Raw genomic sequence first — 16,806 nt, forward strand, 5'->3', positions numbered from 1 at the left:
CAGTGAAAAACAAAATCATCAAACTTTCAGCACTCGCGCTGGCTATCTCCAGCTTTGGTGCTTTCGCCGCTCCTAAGCCTGCAGTCATCTATGACACCGCAGGTAAATTCGATAAATCATTCAACGAAGCTGTATACCAAAACGGTGTCGTGGCGCTTAAAGAAGAGCGCGGCGTCGAAGTCCGTGAGTTCGAGCCACAAAACGAAGCGCAACGTGAGCAAGGTCTGCGCCGCCTAGCAAGCCGCGGCTTTAGCCCCATTGTTGCGGTTGGCTTCAACATGAGCTCAGCAGTGGAGAAAGTCGCCACTGAGTTCCCTGAGACCAAGTTCACCATCATCGATTCTGTTATCGAAAAACCGAACGTGCAATCTATCGTGTTCAAAGAGCATGAAGGTTCATTCCTGGTTGGCGCATTGGCAGCTAAAGCCTCTGAGTCAGGCAAAGTAGGCTTTGTGGGTGGTATGGATATTCCCTTGATCCGTAAGTTCCAATGTGGCTACGAGCAAGGTGCAAAGTACGCAAATCCTGAAGCAGTTGTACTGCAGAACATGACTGGCTCAACACCAGCGGCATTTGCTGACCCAGCCAAAGGGTCTGAGCTCGCCATGTCGCAGTTCTCTCAAGGTGTGGATGTCATCTATGCAGCGGCAGGTGGCACAGGTATGGGTGTTTACCAAGCAGCAAAAGACGCAGGTAACCTTGCTATCGGTGTTGACTCGAACCAAAACCACTTGCAACCGGGCACCATGTTGACCTCAATGGTGAAACGTGTCGGTTTGGCGGCGAAGAAAACGTGGGTCGACAGCATGGAAGGCAACTGGGAAGGGGGTATTCAAGTCCTTGGCCTTGCGGAAGATGGTGTTGAGTGGGCACTCGATGAGCACAACCAAGCGTTGGTGAGCGATGACATGAAAGCGTATGTCGAAGGCCTAAAGGCTGACATCATCGCTGGCAAGATCGTTGTTCATGACTACATGTCGAATAACGAGTGTACCTACTAAGCGACTCTTTTCGCTAGCAAATAATAACAACGGTATTTTCGCCGTGCCTAATACCCAAACCACACTACACTGTGGTTTGGGTATCGTTGTATTCAGAGGCGACACGTGACGCAGACCTTTTCCATTGAGCTAAAACAGATCGACAAACGTTTTGGCGCAGTCCACGCCAACAAAGCGATCGATCTACAAATTCCCTCCGGCACCATCCACGGCATTGTGGGTGAAAATGGTGCAGGAAAATCGACATTAATGAGCATCATCTACGGCTTCTACCATGCTGACAGTGGTGAAATGCATGTCAATCATCAACCCTATCGCCCTGCGAACTCTCAAGCGGCTATCGCGGCAGGGATTGGTATGGTGCACCAGCATTTCATGTTGGTAGACACCTTTACCGTACTTGAGAACATTATTCTTGGCGCAGAAAGCGGCTGGAAGCTGAAAGAGAGCGAACAAGCCGCCCGCGAGAAGCTCCTAAAAATCGAGCAAGATTATGGCCTTGAAGTGCCACTCGATGCCATTGTTGGCGAGCTGCCTGTTGGCCTCCAACAACGGGTAGAGATTCTAAAAGCGCTTTACCGAGACGCCAAAATACTGATTCTTGATGAGCCGACTGGGGTTCTCACACCACAAGAAGCTGACCACCTTTTTAATATTCTTGATAAGCTGCGTGCTCAAGGCACGACGGTTATCATCATTACCCACAAACTACGTGAAGTGCTCGCCATTACCGATAATGTGTCGGTGATGCGTCAAGGCGCCATGGTTGCCCATGTTAAAACCGCAGAGACCAATAAAGAACATCTTGCTGAACTCATGGTCGGACGCAAAGTGCGCCTAAAAGCTGACAAAGATAGCGCCACCCCCGATAAAGCGCTCATCAAGGTAAATAACGTCAGTTTTCTCGACGAAAATCAGGTACCGCGCGTTGATAACGTCAGCCTAGAAGTGCGCCAAGGTGAAATCGTTGGCATTGCCGGGGTGTCAGGGAATGGCCAATCTGAGTTACTGGGTTTACTCTCTGGCAGCCTCGCGCCTTCCAAGGGCCGTATTGAACTCAATGGCTACACCATTGACGCTGAACATCCGACGGATCCTCGTCAGGTCCGCGCCATGGGGGTTGGGCATATTCCAGAAGATCGACACAAGCAAGGCTTGATCAATAAGTTCGCCGCCCAAGAAGCCTATATTCTCGGCTACCACCACCTTCCAATGTACAACAAAGGCACCTTGCAGGATAAAAAGGCCATCGCTGATCTCTGCCAACAAGGTATGGATAAATGGGATGTACGCCCGAATGACATCCACCTTAAGACGGCTAACTTTTCTGGGGGTAATCAACAGAAGATCGTCATTGCCCGTGAGATGGAGCAAGATCCCGATATCTTATTGATTGGTCAACCGACCCGAGGCGTCGATATCGGTGCGATTGAGTATATCCACCAGCAGATCATTGCGAGCCGCGACGCGAACAAAGCGGTGTTGTTAGTGTCAGTCGAGCTTGATGAGATCCTCTCTCTTGCTGATCGGATCATTGTCTTTTTCGAAGGTCGCATCGTCGGTGAAGTCGATGCCTCACAAGCCGATGAGAAAACCCTCGGTCTGATGATGGCCAACATCATCCCAGAGCATCTAAAATCTGTGGCTCAGGGAGGTGAACAATGAGTCAAGCTAAAGTACCTGCATGGGTCAACGTCGCCCTGCTGCCCGCCATCAATGTGTTGGTTGCGTTTGCTGTCTCCGCACTTTTGTTCCTCTATATCGATATCAGCCCTATTGATGCCGCCAAAGTCATGTGGATTGGTGCCTTTGGGTATGCAGAGGGCTTCGGTTATACCCTGTATTACGCCACCGGCTTTATCTTTACAGGCTTAGCCGTTGCGGTCGCCTTTCATGCTGGCCTATTCAATATCGGGGGGGAAGGTCAAGCCTATATCGGTGGTCTAGGTATCGGGTTAGTCTGCTTAACGTTAGGCGAGTATGCCCCGTGGTATCTTGTGTTCCCCGTCGCGGTGTTAGCTGGGGCATTGTTTGGTGGGGCTTGGGCCTTTATCCCAGCCTATCTGCAAGCAAAACGCGGCTCACACATCGTGATCACGACCATCATGTTTAACTTCATCTCTGCATCACTGATGGGGTATTTGTTGGTCAATGTGCTTAAGCCAGAAAATACCATGGCGACAGAAAGTCGTGTCTTTAACGCCAATAGCTGGCTGCCTAAGATGCATGAAATGCTCTCACCACTCGGTATTGAAATGGCGGCTAGCCCACTCAACCTAAGCTTCTTGTTCGCGCTTCTCTGCTGTCTGTTTGTATGGCTGTTTATCTGGCATACCCGCTGGGGTTACGAGATACGCTCACTGGGTGCGAATGCTTCCGCAGCGAAATATGCGGGCATTAACTACATTAAAGTCATCGTAGTGACCATGCTGATTTCTGGCATGCTTGCGGGCTTTTTTGGCCTCAATGTGCTGCAAGGCGAGCTGCATCAAATCAAACTTAACTTTGTTGAGGGCTTTGGTTTTACCGGGATCGCAGTTGCACTAATGGGACGCAATCACCCAGTCGGCGTGTTACTCGCCAGTCTACTCTTTGGCTTTTTATACCAAGGTGGTGCCGAGCTCAGTTTTGAGTATGGCGTCGACCGCAATATTGTCGTCGTCCTGCAAGGGCTGGTGATCCTCTTCTCTGGTGCCTTGGAGCATATGTTCCGCCCCTCACTAGAAAAAGCCTATCTTAAGTTCTTCGCCAAGCAAGGAGTCGCATGATGTTCGATACCATTATCTTAATGCTCGATGCCACCATGCGAGTCGCCACGCCACTGATTCTTGCTTCTCTCGCAGGCATGTTCAGTGAACGCTCTGGCGTTGTTAACATCGCCTTAGAAGGGAAGCTGCTCGCGGCAGCCTTCACCGGTGCAGCCATGGCGCATGTGACAGGCTCAGCGTGGTTGGGGCTGTTTGCCGGGATCGGAATTTCTATACTTCTCTCACTGTTACACGGCTTTGCGGCCATTACGCACCGTGGCGATCAGGTGGTCAGCGGTATGGCAATCAATATTCTCGCCGCAGGACTGACAGTGACCTTAGGACGTCACTGGTTCCAGCAAGGTGGACAGACGCCATCACTGACAGGTGACGCGCGCTTTGCACCTATCCAACTGCCACTGGCAGAAACACTGCAAGATGTCCCCTTGGTTGGCTCACTGTACTCTAACCTGCTAAGTGGTCATTCACTGTTAGTGTATGTCGCCTTTCTTGCTGTGCCAGTGAGCTGGTACTTACTGTTCAAAACGCGTTTTGGCTTGCGTTTGCGTGCCGTGGGGGAGTCGCCAAATGCGGTCGACACTGCCGGTATCTCAGTGGTTAAGATGCGTTATAGCGCACTCATTATCTGCGGTATTTTGGTCGGTATTGGTGGGGTGTATCTCTCTGTGGGTCAAACAGCACAGTTCATTCCGAATATGAGTGCAGGTAAAGGCTATATGGCATTAGCTGCGCTTATCTTCGGAAAATGGAAACCGATTACCGCTATGTTGGCCTGTTTACTCTTTGGCTTCTTAGATGCGTTAGCTATTCGAATGCAAGGGGTGACGATTGGTGATTTCCCAATCCCAGTACAAGCCATTGAAGCCTTACCTTACGTACTGACGGTCTTCCTACTCGCCGGATTCATTGGTAAAGCCATCGCGCCTAAAGCCATTGGTGTACCGTACACTAAAGAGCGCGAGTAATCGCAGCGTGTAGAAAACGAATCTAGCAGATATCGAAAGTAGACTAAGAACCACTAAGCTGGCTGCGGCCAGCTTAGTTTTTATCGGTAGACGGTGTCTCTTCTGATTTCGATGCTTTTACATCTTCCGCTTTCAACGGACAACAACTACGGCGTTGCTCAGGCGCTAACCCCACCGACGCACACCATGCATCATATCTTGCCACCCATTGTTTCAGTTTTTTCCACATCATGGCACCTGTTGGCTTACGCTAATCTTCATTTTGTTTTCCTGCCATCATAAACAAAACAAGCCACCGATTCGGTGACTTGTTTAAGACTTTTACTCACGCATATCGCGCGTGATTAGTGCTCGCGCGTAGCGCGGAAATCAACGTCAGGAAAACGTTCTTTCGCTAAGTTCAAGTTCACCATGGTTGGGGCGATGTACGTCAAGTTATCACCACCATCCAATGCGAGGTTTACCTGATTTTTACGTTGGAACTCGTCCAATTTCTTCGCATCGCCACACTCTACCCAACGTGCGGTTGCAACATTGACGCTCTCATAGATGGCTTCTACGTTGTACTCCGCTTTTAGGCGCGCAACAACCACGTCAAACTGCAGCACACCGACCGCACCCACGATGAGATCGTTGTTTTGTAGTGGGCGGAACACCTGTACGGCACCCTCTTCCGACAGCTGAACCAAACCTTTTAGCAACTGCTTTTGCTTCAATGGATCTTTCAAGCGAATACGACGGAACAGCTCTGGCGCAAAGTTTGGAATGCCTGAGAACTTCAGCGCTTCACCTTGGGTAAAAGTGTCACCAATCTGAATGGTTCCGTGGTTATGCAGACCGATGATATCCCCCGCATAGGCGTTTTCAGCACGAGCACGGTCGCCCGCCATAAAGGTCACCGCATCAGAAATACTCACCTGTTTACCCAGACGAACATGATTCATCTTCATGCCTTGCTTATAGGTACCAGAGACAATTCGCATAAAGGCGATACGGTCACGGTGCTTTGGATCCATGTTTGCTTGGATCTTGAAGACAAATCCAGAGAACTTCTCTTCATCTGCGTTGACTTCACGCTCATTCGCTTGGCGTGACATTGGCGCGGGTGCCCACGACGTCAAACCATCTAGCATGTGGTCAACACCAAAGTTACCCAATGCCGTACCGAAGAAGACAGGGGTCAGCTCACCCTTTAGGAACATCTCTTGATCAAACTCGTGCGATGCACCGATAACAAGCTCAAGCTCATCACGAAGCTGCTCAGCGAGATCTTCACCCACCGCTTCGTCCAGCTCAGCGTTATCCAAGCCTTTGATAGTGCGTACATCTTGAATAGTGTGACCTTGGCCCGTTGAGTACAAAATCGTCTCGTCACGGTGAATGTGGTAAACACCTTTAAACTCTTTACCACAACCAATCGGCCAACTAACTGGCGCACACGCCATGTTGAGCTCGCTTTCCACTTCATCAAGCAGTTCCATTGGATCACGAATATCACGGTCCAATTTGTTCATGAAGGTGACGATTGGTGTATCACGCAGACGGGTAACTTCCATCAGTTTACGGGTACGATCCTCGACACCTTTGGCGGCATCGATCACCATCAAACAGGAGTCAACCGCTGTTAGAGTACGATAAGTATCTTCCGAGAAATCTTCGTGTCCGGGGGTATCAAGCAGGTTGACCAGGCAGTCATTGTAAGGGAACTGCATCACCGAGGTGGTAACCGAAATACCACGCTCTTTCTCCATCTCCATCCAGTCAGATTTCGCATGTTGGTTAGAGCCACGGCCTTTCACCGTACCCGCTTGTTGGATGGCGTTTCCGAACAAGAGTACTTTTTCAGTAATGGTGGTTTTACCCGCATCCGGGTGCGAGATAATGGCAAACGTACGTCTCTTTGAAACGTGCTGCTGATAATCTGACATTGAAGTCTCTTCTTGGTTGGCACCGCAATAAGGCTGCGGCAAGGACTAAATCGAAATTGGGCGCTATTTTCGCTGAAATTAGCGCCAGACTCAAATCTGAATGCATGATTCTTTTTTAAGCACCGGGTTTACACATTCGAAAAATCATATATGCTATTTCCCATATATATTCTGCGAGGCAAAATCATGGGTATTTTTGAACGCTATCTTTCTGTTTGGGTTGGGCTCAGTATTGCTGCTGGCGTGCTGCTGGGTAACCTTTTCCCTGATGTATTTACGGTGATTGCAAAGCTCGAGTTTGCCCATGTGAACTTGGTGATTGCGGTGCTGATCTGGGTCATGATCTATCCGATGATGGTGCAGATTGATTTTGCCGCGATAAAAGATGTGGGCCGCAAACCGAAAGGCATTGTGCTAACGCTGGTGATTAACTGGCTGATTAAACCTTTTTCCATGGCTCTGCTTGGTTGGCTCTTCTTTAAAGGCATTTTTGCGGATATGGTCGACCCGCAAACGGCTAGCGAATACATTGCGGGTATGATTTTATTGGGTGTTGCCCCCTGTACTGCCATGGTGTTTGTGTGGAGTCAGTTGACGAAAGGCGATGCCAATTACACGCTGGTGCAAGTCTCCGCCAATGACATCATTATGGTCTTCGCCTTTGCGCCTATCGCTGCACTACTTTTAGGTTTAAGCGATATCACGGTCCCATGGAACACCTTACTGTTATCCGTCGTACTTTACGTCGTGCTTCCGGTGATTGCTGGTGCCATAACACGTCGCCAGCTAGAGCAAAAAAACAGAGACATCCAAAAGTGGTTAGGTCACCTTAAACCTTGGTCTGTTATCGGCTTACTTGGCACTGTGGTACTGCTATTTGGGTTTCAAGCGCAAACCATTATCGCGAAGCCACAAGCCATCGTACTGATCGCGATTCCGCTTTTAATTCAGACGTATGCCATTTTCCTACTGACCTATTTGGTCGCAAAGAAAATGCGTCTTCCTCATAACGTCGCCGGTCCAGCCAGTCTGATTGGTACATCTAACTTCTTCGAACTCGCCGTTGCGGTGGCGATTTCACTGTTTGGTTTGCACTCTGGGGCGGCGTTAGCCACTGTGGTCGGTGTGCTGGTCGAAGTCCCTGTCATGTTGTCACTCGTTTATATGGTCAATAAGACGCGCCACTGGTTTGATGAGACTCCCACCAGCAGTGCAGCATTGAGCGAAGAGAAGTAAACGCGCAATGAAAAACGGCGCCCATCGGCGCCGTTTGTGCTTGAGTATATTCACTACGAAAACTGAAACATCGTATCGTCCAGCAGCAGACAAGTCATGATCAACGCATCTTCACGCCCATCTTTACTGGGATAGTAATTTTCGCGACGATTGATCTCATTGAATCCGAGTTTTTCATACAGAAAATAAGCGCCTTGATTTGAGGCTCTCACTTCGAGCCACGCCTCTTCGCCACCTAGCGTTTTACTTTGTTCTAAAAACGCTTCCACCAGTTGGCGGCCATACCCTTTTCCTTGATGTTGAGGGGAGACCGCAACATTCAATAACGTCGCTTCACCCGCGACGTGTTGAGCATAGAAATAGCCCACAACTTCATCATTGACCAACAATACGCGGTTGAAGCCTATTTTTGAGGCGGGTTTACGGATCAGACTTTCTGACCATGGGTAGGCATGCGCCTGACGCTCAATCTGCCAAACTTTATCAAGGTGATCATCACCTAACGGGTGGATATTAACTGTCATAACTACAAATCTGCTGCCACAATTGTTTTTTCGCGTTAGGTTGCTGATGCATCTCTGCCAGCGGTATCGAACTCAATACATTCACCCCCGTGGGCGCATTTCCTTCACATCCAGCAAACCAAACCCATTGCAGTTGATGCTCACCAAGCTGGAGCGCACCGTCAGATGTCAACTGCCTGGCTTGTTCAGGCTCAAGCTTCATGCTGGCAAGAATGCGCCCAAATAGCCAAGCATCATGCTCATTCAGCGTGGCATCGGAAACAAACAGCAATACCACCTCATCAGGCAAGTTGATCACTGGCTGCTGGTAGTCCGGGTAGAAATGCGGATGGCGCAATTGCCAACGCTGCAACCCCATCGCCTTCAGTCGTTGCTCAGCGGTGATAGTCATAAGCAGCAGAAAACCTCACACAAATAAAAACAGCGTGCATCCTACTAAGGGGAACGCACGCTGACAATCAATTATCCTTGGGCAACCTCCATGATTGAGCAACCATGGCAGCATTGTCATCCCCTTTGGGCTCGCCTTTAAAGCGCGGAAAACTCGGCACTGTACTCAATCCGACCATGGTGCCCATCAAGTGCATCACTCATCAGTTCACACACCATGAATGCTTCTTCTGGCACGTCCCAAGCACAATCTAAGCCACGTTTTGCCGCCGTTTCAAACCCTGACGAGGCATAACACTCTGGATTACCAAGGGTTACAGCCACAGGATAGCCCAACTCTTCTAAGGTAATTAACCCCTCACGAATCAATCGACGACCAATACCTTGGCCTTGATGCTCAGGGGCAACGGCCAACGGTGCGAGTCCTTGCCAACCAAGGTCTTTACCCGCCACTGTCACTGGCGAAAAAAGAATATGACCAACCACTTCACCTTCATCGTCACACGCCACAAGCGATAATGTTAGCTTGCTGTTTTCACGCAACGATTGCACCAGCCCAGCTTCAGCGGGCGTCTCAAAAGCACGTTTAAGCAACTTATCAATAGTAAGGATATCAGCAGGGACTTCAGTTCTGATCAGCATGTAATGGTTCCGTTGTTGGGGCGAGCCCAGTTTCAATAAAGCGCGCTAATTGTGTCAGCATCGCGGTCAGTGGTTTAGGCAACACGGCCCAATCAACACTGTCTATTAAGTTCTTCACCTCTAAGCCTAACTCAGTGTCGCCTTCAATTTTTAGACGGCGCTGGAAAAATAACGTATCGGGATCCTCAAATCTTGCCGCAATGAGAACTAGATCATTGGCCGTTGCTTCAAAGCAAATATCGGGTACGTCGCACTGTTCTGCAATTTTAAGCGACTCAGAGTCATCATCAAAACTGATGTATGCCGTTAACTGCATGTCGGTCACACTCAACCGTAACCAGCGATCAGTTAAAAATTCAAAATCGCCATCTTCCAAGGCTTCTTTAAACACATGCTCGAGTGTTGATAGCAGTACACGACGTTTCACTTCAAACGGCGTCAACTGTGCTGGAAAACGTAACCAGCTCGGTCCTTGAGTCACTAAGGTATGATGAAATTGGCGAATCACAATGCAATCCTTTTACTGTGTGTGTTGTCGCATTGTAGAGGAGCATTCACTTGTTTATTACGGGGTTATATCAAAAAAAGTGTCACTTTCTGAGACAAGCGTGCCACCAATACAACACTAAAATCAATTAATCCTTGCCTTCGTCTCACTAGCCTTTAAAGTGTTATGTTAATACTCAGTTATCACCACCATCTACGACGTGTTGCATGCCCACCGAACTACTTTCATATTGGTTTCCACTGCTGACCGATAATAGCCCTTTTCTCTTTGCCATTCTTGATGAGAAACACAACTACAAGATGGTAAACAGCCGCTATTGCGAAATCAGTGGTTACAACCGCGATGAATTGATCGGTAAGAACGACAGTGAAGTATTGGGTGCGCATTACTACCAATCACTCGCCCCTTATTACACCCGCGCATTTCAGGGTGAGCAGGTTGAAGCAGAAATAAACCTCGGTGAGCACCATTTCGATAGTAGTTTCTACTTCAGTGTTACTCCGCTACAAGGCAACAGTGATGAAGCACCAACAGCCATCATTCTCCATGGTGTTGATACCTCTGAGCGCCAGATCTTGCTCAGCTCATTAGAAGAAGCCGAAAATCAGCTGCGTGCATTGACGCAACTTACCTCTGATGGCATCTGTATTACAGAAGGCAGCCATATTCTCAAAGCGAATCAGCAAGCCATTCAGTTGTTAGGGGTCAGCCCGAAGCAAGATCTCCAAGGGCAATCATTAGGTCGCTATCTCATTGATCCGCAAACCCGCCGCGTGTTGGATGATCAGCTCAATCAGATCCCAACGGGTGAAGTAAAACTGTGTCAGACATCTCCCCATGCGAAACAACAGCGTTTGTTGGAAGTGACGGCCACCGACATCAGTTTGATGGGCGCACCGGCAAAGTTGGTTAAGCTGGTAGAAAAGAAACTGCCCAAAGCTGCGACGAACTCGGTGCAGATCGCAACAAAAGATCCGTTAACGGGCTTGATGAACCGCCATGGTTTCAGCCTACAGCTTGAGCAGATGATCCAGACGAAGAAAAGTCTGCAAATGCTCTATATTGATGTCGATAACTTTAAGAACATCAATGATTCTCTTGGCCATCACATTGGTGATCGCGTACTAAAAGAAATCGCGATACGTCTCCAGCAGTTACTTCCTCCTAACGCCGTGCTAGGTCACCTTGGCGGTGATGAATTTGGAGTGATCCTGCCAAATCCGGAGCATGAGCGCTCTGCACAAGTGCTAGCCCAAGAGATCATCGCTTTGGTTAATTCCCCCTTTGATCTTCTCCATTTCAGTAAGCACTTGGCCTGCTCTATTGGTGTGGTTAACTACCCAGCGCATGGCAAAGATGCTCGCGCCTTGATGCAGAATGCGGATACCGCAATGTATGAAGCGAAAACTCGGGGCAGAAACCGCTTTGTTTGTTTCGATATTCAGATGAGTAAAGATGCCCGCGTGCGTCTCTGGCTGGAGATAGAACTACAGAAAGCGATAAAAAATCATACCCTTGAAGTGTGGTACCAACCTAAGGTCGATGCGCGCAGTTTCGCGATCTGTGGTGCTGAAGCCCTTGTGCGCTGGAAGCACCCGGTAGAAGGTTATATAAGCCCCGCACAATTTATTCCTGTGGCGGAGCGCTCCGGTTTAATTGAACAACTAGGGTTAGTGGTGATACGCGAGGTGTTTCGCTCGGTACGCCAATGGCGTCAGAACAAGATCCTGCCCGGGCGGATCGCAATTAATCTTTCACCTCAACAATTTGGTAACCCCAACCTCATCAAAGATGTCAAAAATCTGATTGATGATGAGCAAGTCACCCCCAGTGACATCACCTTTGAGCTCACTGAAAGTGCGGTAATGAGTGACGGCGAACACGCGATCCAAATGCTCAATGCGATCAAACGTCTCGGTGCAGCGCTCTCTATTGATGATTTTGGTACGGGTTATTCATCACTGGCCTATTTGACGCGCTTTCCGCTCGATGAACTTAAAATAGACCGTGCTTTCATTAAAGATCTCGATACCTTGCCAAAGCAAGCCACGCTGGTGGAAAGCATCATCCATTTGGGTAAATCGATGGATATGCAGATCGTTGCTGAAGGGGTCGAGACCCTGGAGCAAGCAACACTACTGGCAAACCTACAATGCCATGCTATCCAAGGCTTCCATTTCTACAAGCCGATGCCACGCAATGAGTTCGAAAGCCTACTCCTCGAAAACATCGGCCAGCACGCGTAATCTTGCTGGCTTTTGGGTTCAACAAAGTCGCTAAAACCTGCCTTAAATCAATCTTCCAGCCCGCATATCCCCTTACTATCTTATACTCAAACCACCTCAAGGTGCAGGATTCAGAAGCGGCCTAGCGCGTCGAGTTCAAGGCAAAGGTGTGAAGAAATGGCTTTCCCCTTTCAAACACCTTTAACGCAGAAATCGGGGCGCTAGTCGCTTCCCGAAGGGCGAGTCTTCTAGGCTCGCCACCGTCGTCACTGTTTTTTGATTTAGTCCACTAGATCTTCAAAACAGTGTCTTGTTGACAAGCCTAGAAACTCTCGCTGAACAAGCATCTTGAGGTGGTTTGAGTATATTTCTTTAGGCACCGTATTCTTTTTCTATCGGAATACACTTTGCGCAAGTTACCTCAAGCTGCAGGATTCAAATGCCGCTGAGGAAGAGGCTTTTCATCCAATCTACAGGGAGTGTAAATGGAACTGCTCTGCCCGGCAGGGAATCTTCCCGCCTTAAAAACAGCGGTCGACTGTGGCGCTGATGCGGTCTATATCGGTTTCAAAGATGATACCAATGCCCGCCACTTTGCTGGCTTGAATTTCACGGGTCGTAAGCTTGAAAAAGCGGTGCAGTACATTCATGACCATCAACGTAAAATCCACGTAGCGCTCAACACCTTTGCGCACCCCGATGGCTTTAATCGTTGGACCCAAGCCGTCGACAATGCTGCAGCACTTGGCATTGACGCATTGATCATCGCTGATATCAGCATCCTAGAATATGCAGCAGAGAAGTATCCCGACTTAGAACTGCACCTTTCCGTGCAGGCCTCTGCGACCAACATCGCGGCTATCGACTACTACCAACGTAACTTCAACATCAAACGTGTCGTGCTGCCACGCGTGCTCTCTATCCATCAGGTCAAGCAGTTATCACGCAATACGAATGTCCAGCTTGAAGTCTTTGCCTTTGGCAGCTTGTGCATCATGTCTGAAGGGCGCTGTTACCTGTCTTCCTATATGACAGGCGAGTCCCCCAATACTGTAGGCGCCTGCTCTCCCGCAAAGTTTGTTCGTTGGCAAGAGACCGATGATGCGCTTGAAACCCGCCTCAATGATGTCCTGATTGACCGCTATGCCAAAGGGGAAACCGCCGGCTACCCGACTTTGTGTAAAGGCCGCTTCCATGTTCAAGGCCACTGCTTCCATGCCCTTGAAGAACCGACTAGCTTAAACACCTTGTCCATTTTGCCAGAGCTGTTTGCGGCGAACGTGGCCTCTGTGAAGATTGAAGGGCGCCAGCGTAGCCCTGCCTATGTCGAACAAGTCACCCGAACGTGGCGTGCGGCGATTGATCGTTACCTTCAATCACCAGAGCAATACCGAGTTGAGCCGCAATGGAATGCTGCACTCGATAAAGTGTCTGAAGGTAGCCAAACCACCCTTGGCGCCTACCACCGCAACTGGCAATAAGCGAGAAGGACGAACACGATGAAATATGCCTTAGGCCCACTCCTTTACTTTTGGCCAAAAACAGAAGTAGAAGATTTCTACCGCCACGCGATCAGTAGCGATGCCGATATCATTTACTTGGGAGAGACTGTTTGCTCCAAACGTCGCCAAATGAAGGCAAAAGACTGGCTCGATATCGCGCGCCAACTTGCTGACAACGGCAAACAGGTTGTTCTCAGTACCATGGCACTGCTAGAAGCCCCCAGTGAAGTCAATATCATGAAACGGTACGTCGACAATGGCGAATTTGCCATCGAAGCAAATGATGTCGGTGCCATTGGCCTTGCGGAACAGCAAAAAGTCCCTTTTGTGGTGGGCCCTGCCATTAATGCCTATAACGCTCACACGTTAAAGCGTTTTGTACGCCAAGGTATGACACGCTGGTGCATGCCCGTCGAGCTCTCTCGAGACTGGCTAACCCAAGTAATGCATCAGTGTGACGATCTCGGTATTCGTGACGCATTTGAAACGGAAGTCTTCAGCTATGGTTACTTACCTCTCGCCTACTCCGCGCGTTGCTTTACCGCTCGAGCTGAAAATCGCGCCAAAGATGACTGTGAGACCTGCTGTATTCGCTATCCAACAGGGTTAACCGTTGAAAGCCAAGAGCAGCAAGAAGTCTTTACCTTAAACGGCATTCAGACCCAGTCTGGCTACTGCTACAACTTGCAAAATGATCTCGCTTCAATGCAAGGCTTGGTGGACGTGGTACGTCTCTCCCCGCTGGGGATTGAAACACTGCAGAAAGTCACCGAGTTTCGCGGCCAAACGCCGACCAAGCTATCAACCCGAGACTGTAATGGCTATTGGCACAAAGTCGCCGGAATGGACACCATCATCTAAACCGTCACTCAAAAAAAGGCGCAGCCTTCGCTGCGCCTCTCTTGATTCCATCGAACTAATCCATCTCGATTTTCACATCTTTAAGACTGCTACCACTGCCATCTAGTGGCTTGTCGTCACTGCTGCCGAGCTTGATCATCAAGCGCAATTCATTTTCAGAATCCGCATGGTGCATCGCTTCCAGTTCCGAGATCTTACTGTCTGTCACCAGCTGATAGAGCGCTTGGTCGAAGGTTCGCATCCCTTGCTCTTTACCCCGTCGCATCACTTCTTTTAGTTCATGCAACTCAGCGCGGCGAATCAAATCAGAAACCCGCGGGGTATTGATCAGCAGCTCAAACGCCCCATGACGCCCTTTACCATTAATATCAGGCACCAACTGCTGCGCCAATACACATTTAAGATTTAAAGAGAGATCAAACAAGAACTGCTCACGACGTTCTTTAGGCACTAGATGCAAAATACGCTCTAAGGCTTGGTTAGCGTTGTTGGCGTGCAACGTCGCCATACACAAATGGCCCGTTTCAGCGAACATCATCGCGTATTCCATCGTCTCTCGGGTACGGATCTCACCGATCAGAATCATGTCTGGCGCTTGACGTAAAGAGTTCTTCAGCGCGACTTCATAACTCTCCGTATCGAGTCCTACCTCTCGCTGCGTGACAATACAGTTGTCATGGTCATGTACGAATTCGATCGGGTCTTCGATTGTCAAAATGTGACCACTGGCATTGCGGTTTCGATGCCCTGTCATCGCCGCCATCGAGGTCGACTTACCCGAGCCTGTCGCCCCAACAACCAGAATCAGACCACGTTTCGACATCACCATATGTTCCATCTCTCGCGGTAACGAAAGTTCTTGGAACTGTGGAATATGAGTTTCGATACGACGAATGACCATCCCCGGCATATCACGCTGCCAAAACGCGCTAACACGAAAACGTCCACAATCGCGCACGATCGCAAAGTTCGCCTCACGACTATCAAAAAACTCTTGTCGCTTATCATCATCCATCACGCTATTCAGCATGATGTTGACCGCCGCTTGAGACAGCTCATCGCCATAAGGGTTGAGTCGACCGTTCACTTTGAGCAACGCAGGTGCCCCCACAGTAATGTAAAGGTCGGATGCCTTTACACTGACCATTTCGTTCAAAACCTGATTAATCTGCATGACAACGCCTCACTACATCTGTTGCTGTGGACTATTTGGCCCCGCCGTCTTACGTCGCGCCTCTTCCGCTTCCACCAGCCCTTGCGCAACCAACATCCGCGACGCTTGCTCCATCGTCTGCATCCCTTGGCTCGCACCGGTTTGAATCATGGAGTACATCTGAGCGACTTTGTCCTCACGGATCAAGTTACGGATCGCCGGTGTTGCCAACATAATCTCATGACCCGCGACACGCCCGCCCGTAGTGCACTTCATCAAGGTTTGCGAAATCACCGCGCGTAATGACTCCGATAGCATCGAGCGCACCATGGCTTTATCGTTACCCGGGAAGACATCAATGATACGGTCAACCGTTTTGGCTGCACTACTGGTGTGCAAAGTACCAAAAACGAGGTGACCGGTTTCCGCCGCAGTCAACGCCAAGCTAATCGTCTCTTGGTCACGAAGCTCACCCACCAGAATGACATCCGGGTCTTCACGAAGCGCAGAACGTAGCGCCGCGTTAAAGCTGTGCGTATCACGGTGTACTTCACGCTGGTTAACCAAGCTCTTCTGACTGGTATGGACGAATTCAATCGGGTCTTCAATGGTGAGGATATGACGGTTATAACGTTCATTGATGTAATTCACCATCGCCGCCAAGGTTGTCGATTTACCAGAGCCCGTTGGCCCGGTCACTAACACCAAACCTTTTTGCAGCTCACTGATATTTTTAAATATCTCTGGTGCTTTGATGTCATCCAAGGTTGGAATCTTCTCAGGGATCGTACGGAACACCGCCGCGCTACCGCGTGCTTGGTGGAAAGTGTTCACACGGAATCGACCCACATTAGGTACGGCAAAAGAGAAGTCACATTCAAGTTTCTCTTCATACTCCCGACGCTGAGCATCATTCATGATATCAAAGATCAATTTGTGCACTTCAGCATGGGTTAATTCTGGTAGACTGAGCTTTCGCACATCGCCATCCACACGGATCATCGGGGGGACCCCGGCAGAGAGATGCAAGTCAGAGGCGTCGTGCTTTACACTAAAGTCCAATAATTCGGTGATATCCATTCACATTTCCCACAGAAAAAAAT

The 16,806-nt window shown here is 49.4% G+C and carries 16 protein-coding genes; 8 read left to right on the plus strand and 8 right to left on the minus strand.

Going from position 1 to position 16,806, the window contains the following annotated elements; all coding sequences use genetic code 11:
• Nucleotides 1-2 precede the first annotated feature (2 nt).
• The 4 genes from TSUB_RS13510 (at nucleotide 3) to TSUB_RS13525 (ending at nucleotide 4,734) form a co-directional block, all read left to right on the plus strand.
• Nucleotides 3-1,001: a BMP family lipoprotein gene (locus tag TSUB_RS13510; protein WP_087021936.1), complete on the plus strand. Its 999-nt coding sequence runs from the start codon at nucleotides 3-5 to the stop codon at nucleotides 999-1,001.
• A gap of 105 nt (nucleotides 1,002-1,106) precedes the next feature.
• Nucleotides 1,107-2,666, plus strand: coding sequence for an ABC transporter ATP-binding protein (locus TSUB_RS13515; protein ID WP_087021939.1), 1,560 nt, complete (start codon nucleotides 1,107-1,109; stop codon nucleotides 2,664-2,666).
• On the plus strand, nucleotides 2,663-3,769 hold the full coding sequence (locus TSUB_RS13520) for an ABC transporter permease (RefSeq protein ID WP_087021942.1): 1,107 nt from the start codon (nucleotides 2,663-2,665) through the stop codon (nucleotides 3,767-3,769). The genes TSUB_RS13515 and TSUB_RS13520 overlap by 4 nt, the downstream gene beginning before the upstream one ends.
• Complete coding sequence (locus TSUB_RS13525) at nucleotides 3,769-4,734, plus strand: ABC transporter permease (RefSeq protein WP_087021944.1); 966 nt, start codon at nucleotides 3,769-3,771, stop codon at nucleotides 4,732-4,734. The genes TSUB_RS13520 and TSUB_RS13525 overlap by 1 nt, the downstream gene beginning before the upstream one ends.
• Before the next feature lie 73 nt (nucleotides 4,735-4,807).
• On the opposite strand, the gene TSUB_RS13530 is transcribed toward TSUB_RS13525, so the two are convergent.
• Nucleotides 4,808-4,963: a hypothetical protein gene (locus TSUB_RS13530; protein WP_192867849.1), complete on the minus strand. Its 156-nt coding sequence runs from the start codon at nucleotides 4,961-4,963 to the stop codon at nucleotides 4,808-4,810.
• Between the two features lie 115 nt (nucleotides 4,964-5,078).
• Nucleotides 5,079-6,662 (minus strand): peptide chain release factor 3, encoded by a 1,584-nt coding sequence (gene prfC, locus TSUB_RS13535; protein ID WP_087021947.1) that lies wholly within the window; start codon nucleotides 6,660-6,662, stop codon nucleotides 5,079-5,081.
• A 186-nt stretch (nucleotides 6,663-6,848) separates the two neighbouring features.
• Between prfC and arsB the strand changes: the two genes are divergently transcribed.
• Nucleotides 6,849-7,898: an ACR3 family arsenite efflux transporter gene (gene arsB, locus TSUB_RS13540; protein WP_087021950.1), complete on the plus strand. Its 1,050-nt coding sequence runs from the start codon at nucleotides 6,849-6,851 to the stop codon at nucleotides 7,896-7,898.
• 53 nt (nucleotides 7,899-7,951) lie between these two features.
• On the opposite strand, the gene rimI is transcribed toward arsB, so the two are convergent.
• The 4 genes from rimI to ubiT all read right to left on the minus strand — a co-directional run bounded on the left by rimI (nucleotide 7,952) and on the right by ubiT (nucleotide 9,962).
• Entirely contained in the window at nucleotides 7,952-8,422 is a 471-nt protein-coding gene (gene rimI / locus TSUB_RS13545; protein ID WP_087021952.1) for a ribosomal protein S18-alanine N-acetyltransferase, read from the minus strand.
• Nucleotides 8,412-8,813 (minus strand): DNA polymerase III subunit psi, encoded by a 402-nt coding sequence (locus TSUB_RS13550; protein WP_087021955.1) that lies wholly within the window; start codon nucleotides 8,811-8,813, stop codon nucleotides 8,412-8,414. Before TSUB_RS13550 ends, rimI begins: the two co-directional genes overlap by 11 nt.
• A gap of 137 nt (nucleotides 8,814-8,950) precedes the next feature.
• On the minus strand, nucleotides 8,951-9,454 hold the full coding sequence (locus TSUB_RS13555; RefSeq protein WP_087021958.1) for a GNAT family N-acetyltransferase: 504 nt from the start codon (nucleotides 9,452-9,454) through the stop codon (nucleotides 8,951-8,953).
• Nucleotides 9,438-9,962, minus strand: coding sequence for a ubiquinone anaerobic biosynthesis accessory factor UbiT (gene ubiT, locus TSUB_RS13560; protein WP_087021961.1), 525 nt, complete (start codon nucleotides 9,960-9,962; stop codon nucleotides 9,438-9,440). The genes TSUB_RS13555 and ubiT overlap by 17 nt, the downstream gene beginning before the upstream one ends.
• Nucleotides 9,963-10,168: 206 nt before the next feature.
• Here ubiT and TSUB_RS13565 point away from each other — a divergent pair, with 206 nt between their 5' ends.
• The 3 genes from TSUB_RS13565 (at nucleotide 10,169) to TSUB_RS13575 (ending at nucleotide 14,550) form a co-directional block, all read left to right on the plus strand.
• A complete protein-coding gene (locus TSUB_RS13565) occupies nucleotides 10,169-12,208 on the plus strand; it encodes a sensor domain-containing protein (protein WP_087021963.1) in 2,040 nt (679 codons plus the stop codon).
• A 464-nt stretch (nucleotides 12,209-12,672) separates the two neighbouring features.
• The gene (gene ubiU, locus TSUB_RS13570) at nucleotides 12,673-13,668 is read left to right on the plus strand and encodes a ubiquinone anaerobic biosynthesis protein UbiU (RefSeq protein ID WP_087021965.1); all 996 of its coding nucleotides are present in this window, start codon (nucleotides 12,673-12,675) and stop codon (nucleotides 13,666-13,668) included.
• A gap of 18 nt (nucleotides 13,669-13,686) precedes the next feature.
• Nucleotides 13,687-14,550, plus strand: coding sequence for a U32 family peptidase (locus tag TSUB_RS13575; RefSeq protein ID WP_087021968.1), 864 nt, complete (start codon nucleotides 13,687-13,689; stop codon nucleotides 14,548-14,550).
• A 55-nt stretch (nucleotides 14,551-14,605) separates the two neighbouring features.
• Here the strand turns inward: TSUB_RS13575 and TSUB_RS13580 are convergent, their stop codons facing one another.
• Together TSUB_RS13580 and TSUB_RS13585 are read right to left on the minus strand one after the other, a co-directional pair.
• A complete protein-coding gene (locus TSUB_RS13580; RefSeq protein WP_087021971.1) occupies nucleotides 14,606-15,724 on the minus strand; it encodes a PilT/PilU family type 4a pilus ATPase in 1,119 nt (372 codons plus the stop codon).
• Nucleotides 15,725-15,736: 12 nt separating this feature from the next.
• Nucleotides 15,737-16,783: a type IV pilus twitching motility protein PilT gene (locus TSUB_RS13585; protein WP_087021974.1), complete on the minus strand. Its 1,047-nt coding sequence runs from the start codon at nucleotides 16,781-16,783 to the stop codon at nucleotides 15,737-15,739.
• Nucleotides 16,784-16,806: the final 23 nt, after the last annotated feature.

It is taken from the genome of Thaumasiovibrio subtropicus (genome assembly GCF_019703835.1).
GTDB lineage: Bacteria > Pseudomonadota > Gammaproteobacteria > Enterobacterales > Vibrionaceae > Thaumasiovibrio > Thaumasiovibrio subtropicus.

Excerpts from the sequence above, each read along its gene's own strand:
- TSUB_RS13575 (WP_087021968.1), top strand. The coding sequence starts at position 13,687 with ATGAAATATGCCTTAGGCCCACTCCTTTACTTTTGGCCAAAAACAGAA.
- TSUB_RS13525 (WP_087021944.1), top strand. The coding sequence starts at position 3,769 with ATGTTCGATACCATTATCTTAATGCTCGATGCCACCATGCGAGTCGCC.
- rimI (WP_087021952.1), bottom strand. The coding sequence starts at position 8,422 with ATGACAGTTAATATCCACCCGTTAGGTGATGATCACCTTGATAAAGTT.
- arsB (WP_087021950.1), top strand. The coding sequence starts at position 6,849 with ATGGGTATTTTTGAACGCTATCTTTCTGTTTGGGTTGGGCTCAGTATT.
- TSUB_RS13580 (WP_087021971.1), bottom strand. The coding sequence starts at position 15,724 with ATGCAGATTAATCAGGTTTTGAACGAAATGGTCAGTGTAAAGGCATCC.
- TSUB_RS13520 (WP_087021942.1), top strand. The coding sequence starts at position 2,663 with ATGAGTCAAGCTAAAGTACCTGCATGGGTCAACGTCGCCCTGCTGCCC.
- TSUB_RS13550 (WP_087021955.1), bottom strand. The coding sequence starts at position 8,813 with ATGACTATCACCGCTGAGCAACGACTGAAGGCGATGGGGTTGCAGCGT.
- prfC (WP_087021947.1), bottom strand. The coding sequence starts at position 6,662 with ATGTCAGATTATCAGCAGCACGTTTCAAAGAGACGTACGTTTGCCATT.
- ubiU (WP_087021965.1), top strand. The coding sequence starts at position 12,673 with ATGGAACTGCTCTGCCCGGCAGGGAATCTTCCCGCCTTAAAAACAGCG.
- TSUB_RS13530 (WP_192867849.1), bottom strand. The coding sequence starts at position 4,963 with ATGTGGAAAAAACTGAAACAATGGGTGGCAAGATATGATGCATGGTGT.
- TSUB_RS13555 (WP_087021958.1), bottom strand. The coding sequence starts at position 9,454 with ATGCTGATCAGAACTGAAGTCCCTGCTGATATCCTTACTATTGATAAG.
- TSUB_RS13565 (WP_087021963.1), top strand. The coding sequence starts at position 10,169 with ATGCCCACCGAACTACTTTCATATTGGTTTCCACTGCTGACCGATAAT.
- TSUB_RS13585 (WP_087021974.1), bottom strand. The coding sequence starts at position 16,783 with ATGGATATCACCGAATTATTGGACTTTAGTGTAAAGCACGACGCCTCT.